Below are 18,156 nucleotides of genomic sequence, written 5' to 3'. Positions count from 1 at the left end.
TGACATGCATGGTGATAGTGTCATTAGCACCATGCTGCTGAGTCTGGACAAGACCGACACCCGACCCCTGCACGAACAGGTCGCCGGCGCCCTCCGGCGTGCCATCGCCGAGGGGGAGTGCGCCCCGGGGGATCGCCTGCCCTCGGCTCGCGACCTCTCCGAGGCCCTGGACATCAACGTCAACACTGCCCTGCGCGCCCTGCGCGGCCTGCGGGACGAGGGCCTGCTGGAGTTCCGCCGGGGCCGGGGGGTGACGGTGGCCGAGGACGCCCGGCCGCACTCCGAGTTGCAGATCCGGGCGCGGGAGCTGCTCGACGAGGCGGCCCGACTGGGCTACAGCAGGACCGATGTCATCGACATGATCAGGGGGTTGCCATGAGGGACACGACGGCGGCGCGGCGCACGACGGCCGCGGTCTGGACGGGCGGGGTCACAGCGGTGCTAGCCGGGATGCCGCTCCTGGCGCGCGACCGGCTGCCCGACCGGCTGGCGACCCACTGGGGCCTGAGCGGCGAGGCCCCCGACGGCTCGATGCCCCTGTGGGCGGCATCCCTGGTGCCCGCGCTGATCTGGCTCGTGACGGCGGCCGCGGTCACCGTCCCGCTGATGCGGGCGGGTCCGGCGGCCCGTCCGTGGTGGCCCACCGTCACCCTGCTCCCCATGGGCGTCGTCCTCACCGGCGCCCAGGCCGCGGTCCTCCGGGCCAACCTGGACCGCGCGGACTGGCACGAGGCCCGGCAGCCTGCCGGCTGGGTGGTCGCAATCCTCGTCGCGGCCGTGCTTGCGGCAGTGGCCGGATGGCTGCTCGTCACCCGGCGGCGCGGCGTCCCGGACGACGCCACGACCGCCGACGAGGGCGCCCCGGCCCTGGACATCCCGAAGGGCCGGCGCCTGGTCTGGTTCTCCCGCACCGCCAACCCCTGGCTCCAACTGCTGGCGGCCGCCATCGGCCTGGTGGCGGTGGGCGCGCTCGTCGCCCTGGTCGGCGGCCTGGCCGAGCCGGGCGGTCTGTGGGCCCTGTTCGCCGGATGCGCCGCCGGCTCCCTCGCCTGCGCCGTGTTCTCCTCGGTCCAGGCCCGCGTATCGGAACGGGGCCTGGAGGTCTCCTTCGGGCCCCTCGGCTGGCCCGGCCGCCGCTGGGCGCCCGGGGACATCGACACGGCGCGGATGGAGGTCCGACAGCCCTCCCAGGTCGGCGGCTGGGGCTACCGCCTCAGCGGCCTCGGCACCACGGTGATGCTGCGTGCGGGCGAGTGCCTGGTCGTCCGCCCCCGGGGGCGCCGAAGCGACTTCGCCGTGAGCGTCGACGACGCCGAGCGGGGAGCGGCCCTGCTCAACGCGCTGCGCACGAAACGAGTCCGAGACTGAGCGCAGGGGGTCGGGGCCTGGGGCCCGGAGCCTGGGCCGTCATACACGCACGCGTCGGCCGCTGCAGGATTTTCAGTGATCTTCGCTCGCAGTCGTGAACATCACCGATCTGGCTGGCATATGCCTTGGGCTCCGTCCTACGTTCCGCGGCGGAGGTGGTTCACATGAAGGAACCCAGCAAACGACAGGACTCCGGCGCGCGGCACGAGGCGATCGACGCCGCCGACTTCGTGTACGCGGCCACCGGCGCCCGGGTGCGCCGGCTGACCATGCCCGACGGAAGCCACTGGTTTCCGGCGGTGGACGTGTGCAAGGAACTCGGCCACAGCAACTCTCGCAAGGCGCTCGCGGATCATGTTCCCGTCGAGCACCGAGACTTGCTCGAGACTGTAACTGGAAGTTACGGTCTCAGCGTTCCCGCAGGTAGGGGGTGGCGTCGAGACTTGCACGTCATCTCTCTGCAAGGTCTCATCCTCCTCGTCAACGCCTGCACCAAACCGGCCTGCGCCCCTTTCAAGCAGTGGGTCGCCGAAGTCATCGAGACCGTGCAGCGCGAGGGCTCGTACTCTCTGGACGAGGCCGAAGTGCAGCCCGCCGTGCCCGGCGCCCCCATCGCCTACGCCATGCCGGACCAGGTGGCCGACGCGATCGTCCGGCTGGAGGCGCACAACCTTCAACTGGACGAGCAGCTGGCCGAGGGGCAACGCACGTCGATCGCTGTGCAGAGGGAGATGCTCTCCACGCAGCAGGCGACCCTCGCCGCCCAACAGGCCACCCTCGCCGTACAGCAGGCCATGGTGCACGCCCTGGAGCGCATCGCGGACCGGTTCGACACCCTGGTGCTCCACCAAGGGGCGCCCTGCCCGCACCTCGCCCCGGTACCGACCACGGAGTCCGTACTGGCCGACTGGCGGCAGCGGTTGTCCGTGACGGAGGACGTGTGGACGGTCGCCCTGGTCATCGCGCCCGTGCTCGTCGAGAAGGGTGAGCTGCGGGAGCCGCTGGAGTCGATCGCCGCCCGTACGGGGCTCTCCGTGCGGCGGGTCAACGAGTGCCTGCGGCTGCTGCGCACCCACGCCTGCATCCGCTCGCGGGGCGGGGCCGAGGGCGGGGCCCCGGTGTACGTGCTGCACCGGGGCTGAGCCCGAGACGGCGGAAGGGGCGTCGCAACTCCAACTTGCGGCGCCCCTCCGTCATGAACCTACCCGGCTCGTGCCCCTCATGCCCAGCTGATCAACCGCTTCGGCTGCTCCAGGACCGCTGCCACGTCGGCGAGGACCTTGGAGCCCAGCTCGCCGTCGACCAGGCGGTGGTCGAAGCTCAGGGCGAGGGTGGTGACCTGACGCGGCTTCACCTTGCCCTTGTGGACCCACGGCTGGAGCTTGATCGCGCCGACCGCGAGGATCGCGGACTCGCCCGGGTTGAGGATCGGCGTGCCGGTGTCGACGCCGAAGACGCCGACGTTGGTGATGGTCACCGTGCCGCCCTGCATGGCGGCCGGGGAGGTCTTGCCCTCCCGGGCCGTCGACACCAGCTCGCCGAGGGAGCCCGCCAGCTGCGGCAGCGTCTTGGCGTGGGCGTCCTTGATGTTCGGGACGATCAGGCCGCGCGGGGTGGCGGCGGCGATGCCCAGGTTGACGTAGTGCTTGACCACGATCTCCTGGGCGGCCTCGTCCCAGGACGCGTTGACGTCCGGATTGCGCTTGATCGCGACCAGCAGGGCCTTGGCGATCAGCAGGAGCGGGTTCACGCGCAGGCCCGCGTACTCCTTGTCCTGCTTCAGCTCCTCGACCAGCTTCATCGTGCGCGTCACGTCGACCGTCACGAACTCCGTGACGTGCGGCGCGGTGAACGCCGAGCCGACCATCGCCGCCGCCGTCGCCTTGCGCACGCCCTTGACCGGCACACGGGTCTCGCGCGTCGTGTCGTACGACGTCGGCGCCGCCGTCGGGGAGGGGGCGGGCGCGACGGCCGCGGGGGCCGCCTGCGGCTCCGGTGTCGCGGGCTCGGCCGCCGCCGCGTGGACGTCCTCGCGGGTGATGATGCCGTCCGGGCCGGACGGGACCACGGTCGCCAGGTCGACGCCGAGGTCCTTGGCGAGCTTGCGCACCGGGGGCTTGGCCAGCGGACGGTCGCCGGTGACCGGGGCGGCCGGGGGTACGGCAGGGGCGGATGGTGCCGCAGGGGCGGCCGGTCCGTGGCCGTTCATCTCCGCCTGGATCGCCGCCGACGCCTCCTGCGCGGCGGCCGGGGCCTGGGCGCCCTTGCGGGGGCGGCGCCGGGTCGAGGAGGTGGAGACCCCGTACCCGACCAGGACCGGCTGGCGGCCCTCCGGCTTGGGCTCCTCCGCCTCGGCGGTGGCCGGGGTGTCCGCCACCGCCTCCTGCACCGGCTCCGCCGCGGCCGCCGCGCCGTCGCCGACGGCCACCGCGATGATCGACGTACCGACGTCGACCGTGGTGCCCTCGGGGAAGTGCAGCTCGCGGACCACGCCGTCGTAGGGGATGGGCAGTTCGACGGCGGCCTTGGCCGTCTCGACCTCGCACACCACCTGGCCGTCGGTGACCGTGTCACCGGGCTGGACGTACCACTTGAGGATTTCGGCCTCGGTGAGCCCCTCGCCCACGTCTGGCATCTTGAACTCACGCACGGAGCTGTCCGTCATCGTCGTCACGCTCCCCTCCTCAGTACGCCAGCGAGCGGTCGACGGCATCCAGCACCCGGTCCAGGTCGGGCAGGTACTCCTCCTCCAGACGCGCCGGCGGGTACGGCGCGTGGTAGCCGCCGACCCTGAGCACCGGGGCCTCCAGGTGGTAGAAGCAGCGCTCCGTGATCCGGGCGGCGATCTCCGCGCCGGAGCCCAGGAACACCGGCGCCTCGTGGACCACGACCAGACGGCGGGTCTTCTCCACCGACGCCTGGACGGTGTCGAAGTCGACCGGCGAGATCGACCGCAGGTCGACGACCTCCAGGGAACGCCCCTCCTCCGCGGCCGCGTCGGCGACCTCCTGGCAGAGCTTCACCATCGGGCCGTAGGCGGCCAGCGTGAGGTCGGTGCCCTCGCGCACCACGCGCGCTGCGTGCAGCGGGCCGGGGATGGCCTCCCTGTCGACCTCGGCCTTGTCCCAGTAGCGGCGCTTGGGCTCGAAGTAGATCACCGGGTCGTCGCTCTGGATGGCCTGCTGCATCATCCAGTACGCGTCCGCCGCGTTGGACGGGCTGACCACCTTCAGGCCCGCCACGTGCGCGAACAGGGCCTCGGGGGACTCGGAGTGGTGCTCGACCGCGCCGATGCCGCCGCCGTAGGGGATGCGGATGACGACCGGCATCTTGACCTTGCCCAGCGAGCGGGCGTGCATCTTCGCCAGCTGGGTGACGATCTGGTCGTAGGCCGGGAAGACGAAGCCGTCGAACTGGATCTCCACCACCGGCCGGTATCCGCGCAGGGCCAGACCGATCGCGGTGCCGACGATGCCGGACTCGGCCAGCGGGGTGTCGATGACCCGGTCCTCGCCGAAGTCCTTCTGCAGGCCGTCGGTGACCCGGAAGACACCGCCGAGCTTGCCGACGTCCTCGCCCATGATCAGGACCTTGGGGTCCGACTCCAGTGCGCGGCGCAGCGACTCGTTGATCGCCTTCGCCAGCGCCATCTTTTCCGCTGCCATGTCAGACCCCCTCTGCGTCTGCGAACGATGCCTGGTAGGCGGCGAACTGGGCCCGCTCCTCGTCCACGAGCGCGTGTCCGTCCGCGTACACGTTCTCGAAGATGGCGAACCGGTCCGGGTCCGGCATGGCACGGACCACTTCGCGCACTCGTTTGCCCAACGTCTCGCTCTCGGCCTCCAGTTCCGCGAAGAATCCCTCGTCCGCGTGGTGTGCGGACTCCAGGAAGCGGCGAAGGCGCAGGATCGGGTCCTTCGCCTCCCAGGCGGCGCGCTCGTCGTCGTGCCGGTAGCGGGAGGGGTCGTCCGAGGTGGTGTGGGCGCCCATGCGGTACGTGAACGCCTCGATCAGCGCCGGTCCCTCACCGCGCCGCGCGCGGTCCAGGGCCCAGCGGGTGACCGCGAGGGAGGCGAGCACGTCGTTGCCGTCGACGCGGACGCCGGGGAAGCCGAAGCCCTGGGCGCGCTGGTAGAGCGGCACGCGGGTCTGCTTCTCGTTGGACTCGGAGATCGCCCACTGGTTGTTCTGGCAGAAGAACACCACGGGGGCGTTGTAGACGGCCGCGAAGTTGAACGCCTCGCTGACGTCGCCCTGGCTGGAGGCGCCGTCGCCGAAGTACGCGATCACGCCCGAGTCGGCGCCGTCCTTGGTCACGCCCATCGCGTAGCCCGTGGCGTGCAGCGCCTGCGAGCCGATGACGATGGTGTACAGGTGGAAGTTGTTGCTGTTGGGGTCCCAGCCGCCGTTGTTCACGCCGCGGAACATGCCGAGGAGGTTGGTCGGGTCGACGCCGCGGCACCAGGCGACGCCGTGCTCGCGGTAGGTCGGGAAGACGTAGTCGTCCTCGCGGGTGGCCCGGCCGGAGCCGATCTGGGCGGCCTCCTGACCGAGCAGGGAGGCCCACAGGCCCAGCTCGCCCTGGCGCTGCAGGGCGGTCGCCTCGGCGTCGAAGCGCCGGGTGAGCACCATGTCGCGGTACAGGCCGCGCAGCTCGTCGGGGGTGATGTCGGCGACGTACGAGGCGTACTCGGCGTGAGCGGCGTCCTCGACGCGCTCGCCCTCGGGCGTCAGCAGCTGCACCAGCTCCGTCTCGGAGCCCTTCTTGGCAGCGGTACGGGTGGTGCTGGTGGTGCGAGTCGTGCGCTTGCCGGTGCCGGCCTTGCCGCCGGTGGTCCCGGCCGCCTTGGTGCCGGTGGTGCCGGCCGCCTTGCTTCCGGCGCTGCGTCGCGGCTTGCGCGCGGCAGTGCTCTCGGTCACGTGTGCTCCTCCGTCGGTCCGGCCCCCGGGTTCGCCGGAAGCCAGTGCGGCTCACCTGCGGCCCGGCGGACGCACAAGGGTGGGTGCGGCCCGATCGGGAACAGGCGTGACAGGTGCCCCGGCGAGCGCCCTGCGAACAGCACGTTACCCAGTGCTCCACATTTCTGTGAAACCCCTCCTGACCTGCGTTTTTACTCGGATTTCCAAGTAAATCGGCGTAGGACGGAGGTTTTACTGGTCACAGCCTTGCAGGGGGCCGGAACAACGGCACGTTATCCCGGCCACCCCGGGCACGGGAAGAGTCGGTGTGTGACACTGACCGCGTGCGCGAAGACGGAAAAATCCGGGTATTCCTCCTCGACGACCACGAGGTGGTCCGGCGCGGGGTGCACAATCTGCTCGCCGGCGAGCCCGACATCGAGGTGGTGGGCGAGGCCGGCACGGCCGCCGAGGCGCAGGCCCGGGTCACGGCCACCCGTCCGGACGTCGCCGTACTGGACGTACGGCTGCCGGACGGCAGCGGCGTGGAGGTCTGCCGCGACATCCGCTCCCGGGACGAGTCCGTCCGCTGCCTGATGCTGACCTCCTTCGCCGACGACGAGGCCCTCTTCGACGCGATCATGGCGGGCGCTTCCGGCTACGTCCTCAAGGACATCCGCGGCGCCGAGCTGCTCGGCGCCGTGCGGGAGGTGGCGGCCGGGAAGTCGCTGCTCGACCCGGCGGCCACCGCGCGCGTGCTGGAGCGGCTGCGCGACGGCGGGGCCAAGCCCGACGACCGGCTGGCCCACCTCACCGAGCAGGAGCGCCGCATCCTGGAGCTGATCGGCGAGGGGCTGACCAACCGCGCGATCGGCGAGCAGCTGCACCTGGCGGAGAAGACGATCAAGAACTACGTGTCGAGCCTGCTGGGCAAGCTCGGCATGCAGCGGCGCTCGCAGGCGGCCGCCTTCGTGGCCCGCCTGGAGGCCGAGAACCGCTGACGGGTCCTGGCCGGTCACCGGCTCCGGGCTTACTCGGGACTTACGTCCCTTCCTGCCGGGGCGGGCGACTCTGTTCCGGCGCCCGCCGCTCCCGCAGAGTAATTCCATGCCCTCCGACGAACGGCTCGCCGTCGGCCTGCTCGGCCGTACCCCCTACGGCCGGGCGGCCACCACCATGCGCGCCCTGCCCTTCCTCGCCCTCGCGCGCCACATCGTGGCCGACGGCCGGGTCCTGCTGCGCATGCCCAGGAGCTGGGGGTACCACCAGGTGTGCGCCGGGAGCGTCGTGGCGTACGGGGCGGACAACCTGACCTCCGCGCGGCCCGGCGAGCGCCTGTGGACCGTGCAGGTCGTGGGGCACTGCGAGGCCCACGTGCCGAGCGCCGCCGAGCTGGAGCGGTTCGGTCCCGCGCCGAGCCGGGTGGACGGCGAACCGTTCGAACCCGCCTACCTGCGCGTCGACCCGCAGTTCGGCACGGTGCATTTCGCGGACGGGGTCGCGGGGCCCGCGTAGGCGAACGCGACGCGCGCGTGAAGCCCGTTTCCGGGCCGCACGCGCGCGTGGGGTGTGGTGGGGGTCGGTCACTCGCCCGCGGGATCGGTGGCGCCGCCCGTGTTTCCGGAGCCGCCCTCGGTGCCGCCGCCGTCCGGCGGGGTCTCGCCGCCAGTCGGATCGGTGCCACCAGTCGGATCACCGGTCGGCTCGCCACCGCCCGTCGGCTCGCCACCACCGGTCGGCTCGCCACCACCGGTCGGCTCACCGCCACCGGTCGAATCGTCCGTCGCCGTCTCCGACGGCTCGTACGACGGCGTGTACGGCCGGTCCCAGTCCCCGTCGCCGTTGCCGCCTCCGCCCGAGCCCTGCTCGGTGCCCGGGTCGGTGGTCTTCTGGGTCTGCTCGTCGCTGGGCGACGAACTGGGCGTCTCCTCGCCGGTGCTCCGGGAGGTGGTCGCCGACGGGCTCTTGTCCGTCTCGGTGCCCCCCTTGTCGCCGCCGCCGTTGTTGACGGCCAGCGCGACGCCCGCCGCGATGGCGATCACCGCGAAGACGGCCAGTATCCACAGCTTGCCGCGGCCGCTGCCCTTGTTGCCGTGGCCCTCGAAGCCGCCGTCGTCGCCCCCGCCGTAGCCGTTCGGCAGGATCGGCTGGGGGATCTGCTGGGTGCCCGACGCCCCGTGCTGGTCGGGGTGCGGCATCACCGTCGTGCCCGCGAGGCCGGCCGCGGGGGTGTGCCGGCCGTCGTGCGCGGCGACCGGGCCGGTGTTCCAGGTGCCGGTGTGGCCGCCCTGCTCGTACAGCATCTGCAGGCCGTACTGGACCAGGCCGCGCATCTCCTCGGCGGTCTGGAAGCGGTCGTCGGGCTCCTTGGCCAGCGAGCGCATCACCAGGCCGTCCAGCTCCGGCGGGGTGGCGTCGGAGACCTCGGACGGGGGCGTCGGGATGTCCTGCACGTGCTGGTAGACCACCGACAGCGGCGTCTCGCCCGTGAACGGCGGGCGCAGTGCGAGGAGTTCGTAGAGGAGGCAGCCGGTCGCGTACAGGTCGGAGCGGTGGTCGACGGCCTTGCCGAGGGCCTGCTCGGGGGAGAGGTACTGCGGGGTGCCCATGACCATGCCGGTCTGGGTCATCGTCGACTGGGCGCCGTGCAGGGCGCGCGCGATGCCGAAGTCCATCACCTTCACCGCGCCGGCGTTGGTGATGATGACGTTGGCGGGCTTGATGTCGCGGTGCACGATGCCGTGCTGGTGGGAGTAGGCGAGCGCCTCGAGGACACCGGAGACGATGATCAGCGCCTGCTCGGGGCCGGGCGCCTCGGCGTTGAGGAGGAGGTCGCGGATGGTGCGGCCCTCGACGATCTCCATCACGATGTACGGGACGGACTGCCCGCCGACGACGTCCTCGCCGGAGTCGTACACGGCCACGATGGCATGGTGGTTGAGGCCGGCCACCGACTGTGCCTCGCGCGTGAAGCGGGCCTTGGAGACCGGGTCCTCGGCGAGGTCCGCGCGGAGCAGCTTGACCGCCACGGTGCGGCCCAGGCGGACGTCCTCGGCGGCGAACACCTCGGCCATGCCGCCCCGCCCGAGCCTGCGGGTCAGCCGGTACCGGCCGTCGCCGACCAGGCCGCCGTTGCCCCAGTTCTCCGGCGCGTCAGACATACCGCCGCCAGATGCCTCGGGTTCGGACGGGCCCTGGGCGCGCTGCTGCTGTGCCATCAGTCCTCGCCGTCGTTTCTGCCCGCGGTACGCGCGGTGTTGTTACGGTCTCCGTCGGCCACGCTACAGCCTTCGCGGGGGCCTCCGGTCCGGGATGGGCGTCGGAACCGGTACATGAGACGGACCGGTCATGAAACCCTGGTTCCGTACTCTCGTGCAAATTCCGTGTACCGGCAGTACGCCGGCTGTAACGCTTCCGCGACGCTTCTTTCGCGTACGGTCACGGAACGGGCACCGCGCTTGACGTGTCAGTGCCCTGGGGCAGACTTGGCCGGGAATAGCACTTTCGATCACAAGCGCGCGTGCCGCTGCCACCGGCGCCCGCCGCCAATGGGGGACGCAGAGACATGAGCCAGGACGCCGGACAGGGACGGTACGCGGGGCGGGCACTCGCCGGCGGCCGTTACCAGCTGCGCGACTTGCTCGGCGAGGGCGGCATGGCCTCCGTGCACCTGGCGTACGACTCGGTGCTCGACCGTCAGGTCGCGATCAAGACGCTGCACACCGAGCTCGGCCGCGAACAGGCCTTCCGCGAGCGCTTCCGCCGCGAGGCGCAGGCCGTGGCGAAGCTCACGCACACCAACATCGTCTCGGTCTTCGACACCGGCGAGGACGAGCTGAACGGCCTGACGACTCCCTACATCGTCATGGAGTACGTCGAGGGCCGGCCGCTCGGCTCCGTGCTCGACGAGGACGTGCGGCAGCAGGGCGCGATGCCCGCCGACAAGGCGCTGAAGATCACCGCGGACGTGCTGGCCGCGCTGGAGATCAGCCACGAGATGGGCCTGGTCCACCGGGACATCAAGCCGGGCAACGTGATGATGACCAAGCGCGGCGTGGTCAAGGTGATGGACTTCGGCATCGCCCGCGCCATGCAGTCCGGCGTCACCTCGATGACGCAGACCGGCATGGTCGTCGGCACCCCGCAGTACCTCTCGCCGGAACAGGCCCTCGGCCGCGGCGTCGACGCCCGCTCCGACCTGTACTCGGTCGGCATCATGCTGTTCCAACTGGTCACCGGGCGCCTGCCGTTCGACGCCGACTCGCCGCTCGCGATCGCGTACGCGCACGTGCAGGAGGAGCCGGTGGCCCCGTCCGCCGTCAACCGCGCCCTGCCCCCGGCGGTGGACGCGCTGGTCGCCCGCGCGCTGAAGAAGAACCCCAACGAACGCTTCCCCAGCGCCGAGGCCATGCGCGACGAGTGCCTGCGGGTGGCGGCCTCCTTCCAGGCGGCCCCGCCGAGCATCGTGCCCGGCGCCCAGACGTCGAACGGCGCGGGCGTCGGCTCCGCGGTCTTCCCGCCGGTCGACCAGAGCACCCCGGCGCCCACGGGCCCCGTGCAGACGCCGTACCAGCCGGCTCCGGCCCCCGGGCCGAACCCGTACGGCACCCCGGCCCCGGCGGCGCACTCGCCGGCGTACGGCTATCCGCAGCAGGGCGGCTACCAGACGCCCGCCCCCTCGCCGTACGGGCAGCAGCAGGGCGCGTCCACGCCGCCGCCGTACAACCTGACGCCGTCCGCCACGGGCTCCGGCTCCTCCGGCGGGGGCAAGAGCAACAAGCCGGTGATCATCGGCTCGATCGTGGTCGCCCTGGTGGCCGTCGGCGGGCTGATCGCCGCACTGCTGACGAACAGCGGCGGGGACGAGGACCCGCAGGCCGGCGGTGGCGGCTCCGCGAGCGTGTCCGCGTCGCCGACGAAGGCGGCGGGTTACCGCGGGCCGGACAAGACGAAGACGATCGAGAAGGACGAGTGCACCGAGCCGGAGGAGTCGTACAACGACCCGGACAAGATCAAGGTGCCGGACTTCACGTTCAAGTACATCGGCTCGGTCAAGGAGTGCTTCAACGCCGCGGGCTGGCAGATGAAGGTCGTCCAGGTCGACGAGAACACGTACGGCGAGGGCTCGGTCCGGGACCAGTTCCCCGTCGCCGGCACGGACGTCGACCCGGAGAACATGCCGACGATCCAGCTCAAGGTGTCGACGGGCAACCCGGCCGGCGAGTGAGCCCCGGGCCCGTGACGATGTGACGGGCGGCTGACGAAATAGCGCGAAGGGCCCGGCAGCGAGTGCTGCCGGGCCCTTCGCGCTATCCGTCGGAGGCTGTCTCTACAGGTAGGGGCCGCCGGACCGGCCGCCCGGGTGCGGGGTCTCCTCGCCCTCGGGCGCGACGCCGGGCGGAAGCGCGCGGCGCATCTGCTCCAGCTGGGCCCTCGCGGCCATCTGCTGGGCGAACAGCGTGGTCTGGATGCCGTGGAAGAGGCCCTCCAGCCAGCCGACCAACTGTGCCTGGGCGATCCGCAGTTCGGCGTCGGTGGGGGTGCCGTCGTCCGTGAAGGGCAGGGAGAGCCGCTCCAGCTCCTCCACCAGCTCGGGGGCCAGGCCGTCCTCCAGCTCCTTCACCGAGCTGGCGTGGATCTCCTTGAGCCGGGCCCGGCTCGCCTCGTCCAGGGGCGCGACCCGCACCTCTTCGAGCAGCTGCTTGATCATGCTGCCGATCCGCATGACCTTGGCAGGCTGCTCCACCTGTTCGGTCACCGGGATCTCGCGGGATTCGTCGTCCCCGCCACCGCTGAGCGCCATCCCGTCCTGGCCGACGACCAGGATCTGGGGGTTCTCCGGCGACCTGTCGTTCCTCGGCATTTCCATGCCGCCATTGTCTCTCACCCGTACTCCGCGAACGCGTGCTGCCCCAGGAAACCGGTCTCCCACGCGTTCGGCGGCGCCCGGAATGCCGGTATCGCCGACCGGTGTGAGGCTTGTTCCGTCGTTTTCCACGACTTCTACGACGCTTTCCACGACGGGCGACACCGGGAGGGGGTCACGGACGTGACTCCATGGCTGCGCACACTGCGGACGACGGGGCTGGTGGGTGCCGCCCTGGGGGTCGGCGCGGTGGTGACCCCGTACGGAACGGCCCCGGCCCACACCACGGCCGCGGACCTCGCGACGGCGCCGACGAGACCGCTCACCACGGTCGCGGCGAGGCCGGTCGCCGGGTTGGCGGGGCCGCCGGGCCCGGCAGTGGCGCCGTCCCCCGGGTTCTCCTCGCCGGGGCACGGTTCGGCGCCGGGGGCGGACGTCGTTCCGGACGGCTCCGCCACCCACGACGGGCGGGGCGGTCACGAGCGTCCCCGGCGCCCCGCCGGTCCCGACCGCCCGGAGCAGCGCCCGGACCCGCCGTCCGCCTCCCGGCCCGCCCCGGACTCCGGCCCCTCGGACGGCGCGGGCCGCGGTTCCGCCAGGCCCTCCCCCGCTTCTCCCACCTCATCGGCGTCCCGCGCCACGGCCGACCCCGAGCCCTCCCGGGCCGGGGGCGAGCCGGGCGAGGGACGGCAGCGGCCCGGTCGCGCCGAGGAGCGTGAGCCGGAACGCGACGGTAGGGACGCAGACGCCGGTCGGCACCGGGACGGCGACCGCGGCGACGACGTTCCCGAGGAACCGGCCGGCGCCGTCCCGCCCGGACCGACCGAGGCCGCCCCGACCCCGTCGGTCTCCCCGTCCCGGTCGGGGGCGCAGACCGGTGTGGCGGCCCAGGGGGCCGCCGAGCCGGTCCTGCGGGTCCTCCCGCTGGGCACCGGGCTGGTCCTCATCGGGCTCGGCCTGGCCCTGGGCCTCGTGGGGCTGCGCCTGCGCCGGGGGTAGGGCCGGCCGCGCGCCGAACCGGTCGGGGCCCACCGCGCACCGGCCACGCCGGCCGGGTCCGCCGCCTGCGAGCCCCGTCCCCGAGTCGTCTACGTGGTGACCAGCAGCACCTTGCCGATGTGCCCGCTCTCCTCCACCACCCGGTGCCCCTCCGCGGCCTCGCTCATCGGCATCTCGCGGTCGACGACCGGGCGGACGTGTCCCCCGGCGAACAGCGGCCAGACGTGCTCCCGTACGGCCGCCACGATGGCCGCCTTCTCCTCCAGGGGGCGGGCCCGCAGCGAGGTCGCGCTGACGGCGGCGCGCTTGGCGAGGAGGGTGCCGATGTTCAGCTCGCCCTTCCGGCCGCCCTGCATGCCGATGATCGCGAGCCGGCCGTTCACGGCGAGGGCCTGGACGTTGCGGTCGAGGTACTTCGCGCCCATGTTGTCGAGGATGACGTCGGCGCCCGCGCCGCCCGTCGCGTCCTTGATCTCCGCGACGAAGTCCTGCTCCCGGTAGTTGATCAGGACGTCCGCGCCCAGCTCGGCGCAGCGCTCCAGCTTCTCCTTGGTGCCCGCCGTCACCGCGACCTTCGCTCCGACGGCCTTGGCCAGCTGGATCGCCATCGTGCCGATGCCGCTGGAGCCGCCGTGCACGAGCAGCGTCTCGCCGGGGCGCAGGTGGGCGACCATGAAGACGTTCGACCAGACCGTGCAGACCACTTCGGGCAGCGCCGCCGCCCGCTTCAGGTCGACGCCCTGCGGCAGCGGCAGCAGCTGTCCGGCCGGGACGACGACCTTCTCCGCGTAGCCGCCGCCCGCGAGCAGCGCGCACACCTCGTCGCCGACGGCCCAGCCGGACACCCCCGGCCCGAGCGCGGCGACCCGGCCGGAGCACTCCAGGCCGGGGTAGGCGGAGGCGCCGGGCGGGGGGTCGTAGAAGCCCTGGCGCTGCATGATGTCGGCGCGGTTGACGGCGCTGGCCGCCACCTCGACCAGGACCTCGCCCTCGCCGGGCTGGGGGTCGGGGACCTCGGCCCACACCAGGGCCTCGGGGCCTCCGGGTTCGGAAATCGTGATCGCATGCATGAGAGGGACGCTACTCCCCTGGCGCCCCGTCTCCCCCCGCCGGCAAATCCCCGTGCGTCGCCGATGAGTTTGCGCGACGGCAAAGGTCTTCCCATGCGTAGCCCAAGAGGGCGAAAGGAACACCGGAGTACGCCCGCGTCCGGCTTGCGATCAAGTCCCCGGGACCGTCGGCGGGCGGCGGCGGGGGGCTCTACAACCGCAATTGACCTGCTCCTCGGGCTGAAGTCCGAAGGTTGTGCCCTTCCCGGCCGAGTCCTGTGCCGCTACGCGGCACGGGGTTCGGTCGGGAGTCCGTGGCTTCCTGTTTCCTCGGCTTCGCCACCGGGCCGAAACTCCATGGACTGCGAGTGATTTCCGGTGGCGGACGACGAGAAGCGAACCTCCGACCGGCGCCGCCTCAGTCGCGGGGGAGCGGGCGGGCGTCGGGCGTCACATGGGTGGCCGGCGTCGCCCGTACGATCGTGATCAGGCGGTCCGTCAGCTCCAGCCCGCCGACGGCCGGATCGTCGTACCCCAGGACCCGATGACCGCGGATCACACTCACCACCAGGTCGTCCACCTCCCGCGGGTTCTTCCCCGCCTCGACCTTTATGACGGGCCGTTCGATGAGGTCGAGTCCGCTGCCCTGGCTGATGAGGTCCTCCATGACCATGCCGGCGGCGGGGCTGAGCACGGAGAGCCCGAGCAGGCGGCCCGCCGCGCTGGCGCTGGTGATCACGGCGTCGGCTCCGGACTGCTTCAGCAGCGGCGCGTTCTCCTCCTCGCGGACCGCGACCACGATCTTCGCCCCGCGGTTGAGCTGCCGGGCGGTCAGCGTGACCAGCACGGCCGTGTCGTCGCGCTGGGTGGCGATGATGATCTGCCTCGCCCGGTACACCTCGGCCCGGTTGAGCACGTCGCTGCGGGTGGCGTCGCCGATCACACCCGCGTAGCCGTGGGCCGTCGCGGCCTCGACGGCCTTGCCGCTGGGGTCGACCACGACCACCTGCTCCTTGGGCAGCCCGGTCGCGCAGACGGTCTGGATCGCCGACCGCCCCTTGGTGCCGAAGCCGACGACGACGGTGTGATCGCGCAAGGCGGACCTCCAGCGGTTCAGGCGCCACTCCTCCCGAGTGCGCTCGGTGAGGGCTTCCAGCGTGGTGCCGACCAGGATGATCAGGAACAGCACGCGCAGGGGGGTGACGACGAAGATGTTGGTCAGCCGGGCGGAGTCGCTGACCGGTGTGATGTCGCCGTAGCCGGTGGTGGAGAGGGTGACGGTGGCGTAGTAGAAGGCGTCGAGAAGGTCGACGGAACCGTCGGAGTTGTCGGTGTAGCCGTCGCGGTCGACGTACACGACGAAGGCCGTCACCACGAGGACCACCAGGGCCACGGACAGCCGTTTGGCGACCTGGCGGAACGGGTGCTCCACCAGTTTCCTGGGGAGTTTCACCTTGTGGGTCAACAGGTGTTCGTCCGCCTGGCGGGCGATCGCGTCCTGGCCCGGAAGTTTCACGTGAAACACACCCCGATCCCGCCGGTCGCCCAGGGCAGGTCGAGCAGCTCGGCCTCCTGGCCCGGCCCCGCGCCGCCCGGGGGCACGACGGCCAGCGCGTCGGCGGCCGCGATGCCGCGCAGCATCGCCGGACCGTTGTAGCGCAGCGGTACGGCGCCCTCCCCGCGCAGCACGACCGGCACGAGCCGGGTGTCGTGCGGGTGGCCGTGCACCGCGTCCCGCAGCGGCAGCGTGTACGCCTCGGGTGCCGGACGGGCGGCGAGGGTGCGCAGCAGCGGCTCAGCGAGGGTGAGCAGTCCGGAGACGGCGGCCAGGGGGTTGCCGGGCAGTCCGACGAGGTGCTGGTCGTCCTTGAGGCGGGCCAGCAGCATGGGGTGGCCGGGGCGTACCTCGACGCCGTCCACGAGGAGTGCGGCGCCGATGCGGCGCAGGGTCGGACGGACGTGGTCGACGGGGCCCGCGGCGGTGCCGCCGGTCGTGACGAGCAGGTCGGCGTCGGAGGTCGTGACGGCGCGGTGCACGGCCTTGGCGTCGTCGCCGATCCGGCGGACGGTGCCGACCTCGGCGCCCAGCGCCCGCAGCCAGGGCGGCAGCATCGGGCCGAGCGCGTCCCGGATGAGGCCGTCGTGCGGGAGGCCCTCGGTGAGCAGTTCGTCGCCCAGGACGAGGACGTCGACGCGGGGGCGGGGGACCGCCGTGAGCGTGTCGTAGCCGGCGGCCGCCGCGAGCCCCAGGACCGCCGGGGTGGCGAGGGTGCCGACGGGCAGCAGCTGGTCGCCGCTGCGGCATTCCTGACCGCGCGGGCGGATGTCCTGGCCGTGGACCACGTCGCGGGTGGGGTGCAGGCGACCGCGTTCGTCGGTGCGGCCGTGCTCGGTGCGCAGGACGGCGGTGGTGTCCGGCGGGATGCGTGCGCCGGTGGCGATGCGGACGGCCTCGCCGTCGGTGAGGGGAACGGGTTCCGCGTGTCCGGCCAGGACACCCTCGTCGCGCACCGTCCAGGGGCCCGGCCCCGCGACAGCCCAGCCGTCCATCGCGGAGGTGTCGAAGGACGGCAGGTCGGTGAGGGCCGCCAGAGGGGCGGCCAGGGTGAGGCCCAGGGCCGCGTCGAGGGGTACGGAGACCGGAGTGCGGCGGACGGCACGGGCGGCGGCGCGGGCGGCACGCTCGGCGATCGCCCGGGCCTCGGGCCAGGAGCTCGCGCGGTGGTGGGAGTCCGGCGGGTGGTGCGGGGTGGGCGCGCCGTGACCGCCGGGGCCGCCGTGCCCGGGGCGGGCGGGGCCGGGGTTGTCCCTCACGAGGGCGAGCGCCTCCTCGACGTCGAGGTCCTCGGGATCCGCGTCGGCCCGCGTGCCGGGGGAGGTCATCAGGCGTCCGGGCGGGTGTCGGGGGTGGCGTCCGGGGCCACGTCGGGCTTCCCCGGCGCCGGGGCCGGTTCGGCGGCGGCCTCCTCCGCCCAGCGCAGGGCGAGGGCCGCGGCCTTGCGGGCGGCCTCGGCGACGGCCTCCGGGCCGCCCCGGGCCCGCCCGGCCGCGTAACCGACGAGGAAGGTGGTCAGCGGGGCCGCCGGCCTGGCCACCCCGTGGGCGGCGTCGCGTGCGAGATCGAGCAGGACCTTGGTGTCGACGTCCAGGTCGATGCCCAACTCGTCCTTGGCTGCGGAAATCCATTCATCCAACACGTGACCATGCTCCCTGATGCGTGCCCTTGCGGTGGCGATGTCGTCCCAGGTGTCGCAGTCGAAGGAGGCGACGGCGTCCGGGAGGCGGGTGAGGCGCAGCGCGCCGGTCAGACGGCGCAGCGGCAGCCCGGTCAGATCTGCCGCGTCTGCCGTGTCTGTCGCGTCTGTCGCTCCGGCACTCCGGTCGGCGCCGTCCCGTGCGAGAGCGGCCAGTTCGCGGCGCAGTGCGGAGGCGCGGTAGGCGGCGACGAGGGGCTGGTCGCGGCCGTCGGCGTCGGTGAGGAGCGCCCCGTCGGCGTCGCCCGCGGCGAGGGTCGACAGCAGCCGTCCGACGGTCGGTCCGGCGAGGAACGGCAGGTCGGCGGAGACCACGAGGACGTGCTCCGCCGTGGTGTGCCGGAGTCCGGCGGCGAGGGCGGCGAGTGGTCCGCCGCCGGGCGGGTCCTCGCGCGCCCAGGTCACGGGGCGCGCGGTGGGCCGGGGTTCGGCGACGACGACGGTGGTCCGGGCCCCGGCGCAGGCGGCGAGCACCCGGTCGAGCAACGCGCGGCCGCCCACCCGCAGGCCGGGTTTGTCCGCACCCCCGAGCCGCCGGGCGGCCCCGCCGGCGAGCACGACGGCGTCGTACCCGGCGGGGCGGGGACCGGTGCCGGGCCCCGGGGCGGGGTCCTGGCCCGGCCCGGCCTCGGAATCCGGCGCGGGGTCGCTGTCGGCGCGTTGGTCGCCGACGGGCTCGTACGCGGTCACCCCACGAGTATGGGGCCCTGTGCGATCACAG

The 18,156-nt window shown here is 72.9% G+C and carries 16 protein-coding genes; 7 read left to right on the top strand and 9 right to left on the bottom strand.

The window, feature by feature from the left end; all coding sequences use genetic code 11:
• Positions 1–31 precede the first annotated feature (31 nt).
• From AB0P07_RS24070 to AB0P07_RS24060, 3 genes are all read left to right on the top strand, one after another.
• Entirely contained in the window at positions 32–379 is a 348-nt protein-coding gene (locus tag AB0P07_RS24070) for a GntR family transcriptional regulator (RefSeq protein WP_365553709.1), read from the top strand.
• On the top strand, positions 376–1,368 hold the full coding sequence (locus tag AB0P07_RS24065) for a DUF1648 domain-containing protein (protein WP_365553706.1): 993 nt from the start codon (positions 376–378) through the stop codon (positions 1,366–1,368). Before AB0P07_RS24070 ends, AB0P07_RS24065 begins: the two co-directional genes overlap by 4 nt.
• Before the next feature lie 164 nt (positions 1,369–1,532).
• Positions 1,533–2,510: a Bro-N domain-containing protein gene (locus AB0P07_RS24060; RefSeq protein ID WP_365553704.1), complete on the top strand. Its 978-nt coding sequence runs from the start codon at positions 1,533–1,535 to the stop codon at positions 2,508–2,510.
• Positions 2,511–2,587: 77 nt separating this feature from the next.
• Here the strand turns inward: AB0P07_RS24060 and AB0P07_RS24055 are convergent, their stop codons facing one another.
• From AB0P07_RS24055 to pdhA, 3 genes are read right to left on the bottom strand one after another with little or no spacing between them, the layout of a single operon-like run.
• Positions 2,588–4,042: a dihydrolipoamide acetyltransferase family protein gene (locus AB0P07_RS24055; RefSeq protein WP_365553702.1), complete on the bottom strand. Its 1,455-nt coding sequence runs from the start codon at positions 4,040–4,042 to the stop codon at positions 2,588–2,590.
• A 10-nt stretch (positions 4,043–4,052) separates the two neighbouring features.
• The gene (locus AB0P07_RS24050) at positions 4,053–5,018 is read right to left on the bottom strand and encodes an alpha-ketoacid dehydrogenase subunit beta (protein ID WP_161380073.1); all 966 of its coding nucleotides are present in this window, start codon (positions 5,016–5,018) and stop codon (positions 4,053–4,055) included.
• A 16-nt stretch (positions 5,019–5,034) separates the two neighbouring features.
• Complete coding sequence (gene pdhA / locus AB0P07_RS24045) at positions 5,035–6,288, bottom strand: pyruvate dehydrogenase (acetyl-transferring) E1 component subunit alpha (protein WP_365553699.1); 1,254 nt, start codon at positions 6,286–6,288, stop codon at positions 5,035–5,037.
• Between the two features lie 323 nt (positions 6,289–6,611).
• Between pdhA and AB0P07_RS24040 the strand changes: the two genes are divergently transcribed.
• Positions 6,612–7,268, top strand: a complete 657-nt coding sequence (locus AB0P07_RS24040) for a response regulator transcription factor (protein ID WP_365553696.1) — start codon at positions 6,612–6,614, stop codon at positions 7,266–7,268.
• A 106-nt stretch (positions 7,269–7,374) separates the two neighbouring features.
• Entirely contained in the window at positions 7,375–7,782 is a 408-nt protein-coding gene (locus AB0P07_RS24035) for a pyridoxamine 5'-phosphate oxidase family protein (protein WP_365553694.1), read from the top strand.
• Between the two features lie 68 nt (positions 7,783–7,850).
• On the opposite strand, the gene AB0P07_RS24030 is transcribed toward AB0P07_RS24035, so the two are convergent.
• On the bottom strand, positions 7,851–9,485 hold the full coding sequence (locus AB0P07_RS24030) for a protein kinase (RefSeq protein ID WP_365553691.1): 1,635 nt from the start codon (positions 9,483–9,485) through the stop codon (positions 7,851–7,853).
• A 347-nt stretch (positions 9,486–9,832) separates the two neighbouring features.
• On the opposite strand from AB0P07_RS24030, the gene AB0P07_RS24025 reads away from it, so the two are divergent.
• Entirely contained in the window at positions 9,833–11,494 is a 1,662-nt protein-coding gene (locus AB0P07_RS24025) for a protein kinase (protein ID WP_365553688.1), read from the top strand.
• Positions 11,495–11,596: 102 nt separating this feature from the next.
• Here AB0P07_RS24025 and AB0P07_RS24020 read toward each other — a convergent pair whose 3' ends face one another.
• On the bottom strand, positions 11,597–12,136 hold the full coding sequence (locus AB0P07_RS24020) for a bacterial proteasome activator family protein (protein ID WP_365553686.1): 540 nt from the start codon (positions 12,134–12,136) through the stop codon (positions 11,597–11,599).
• 180 nt (positions 12,137–12,316) lie between these two features.
• On the opposite strand from AB0P07_RS24020, the gene AB0P07_RS24015 reads away from it, so the two are divergent.
• Positions 12,317–13,132, top strand: coding sequence for a hypothetical protein (locus AB0P07_RS24015; protein WP_365553684.1), 816 nt, complete (start codon positions 12,317–12,319; stop codon positions 13,130–13,132).
• A gap of 89 nt (positions 13,133–13,221) precedes the next feature.
• On the opposite strand, the gene AB0P07_RS24010 is transcribed toward AB0P07_RS24015, so the two are convergent.
• From AB0P07_RS24010 to AB0P07_RS23995, 4 genes are all read right to left on the bottom strand, one after another.
• Entirely contained in the window at positions 13,222–14,202 is a 981-nt protein-coding gene (locus AB0P07_RS24010; protein WP_365553681.1) for an NAD(P)H-quinone oxidoreductase, read from the bottom strand.
• Between the two features lie 397 nt (positions 14,203–14,599).
• Complete coding sequence (locus AB0P07_RS24005) at positions 14,600–15,697, bottom strand: potassium channel family protein (RefSeq protein WP_365553678.1); 1,098 nt, start codon at positions 15,695–15,697, stop codon at positions 14,600–14,602.
• Positions 15,694–17,064, bottom strand: a complete 1,371-nt coding sequence (locus tag AB0P07_RS24000; protein WP_365553675.1) for a molybdopterin molybdotransferase MoeA — start codon at positions 17,062–17,064, stop codon at positions 15,694–15,696. The genes AB0P07_RS24005 and AB0P07_RS24000 overlap by 4 nt, the downstream gene beginning before the upstream one ends.
• The gene (locus AB0P07_RS23995) at positions 17,064–17,993 is read right to left on the bottom strand and encodes an NTP transferase domain-containing protein (RefSeq protein WP_365553932.1); all 930 of its coding nucleotides are present in this window, start codon (positions 17,991–17,993) and stop codon (positions 17,064–17,066) included. The genes AB0P07_RS24000 and AB0P07_RS23995 overlap by 1 nt, the downstream gene beginning before the upstream one ends.
• Between the last annotated feature and the right edge of the window lie 163 nt (positions 17,994–18,156).

It is taken from the genome of Streptomyces sp. NPDC085944 (assembly GCF_040686295.1).
Classification (GTDB): Bacteria; Actinomycetota; Actinomycetes; order Streptomycetales; family Streptomycetaceae; genus Streptomyces; species Streptomyces salinarius.
This window is presented reverse-complemented; position numbering and strand designations above follow the sequence as displayed.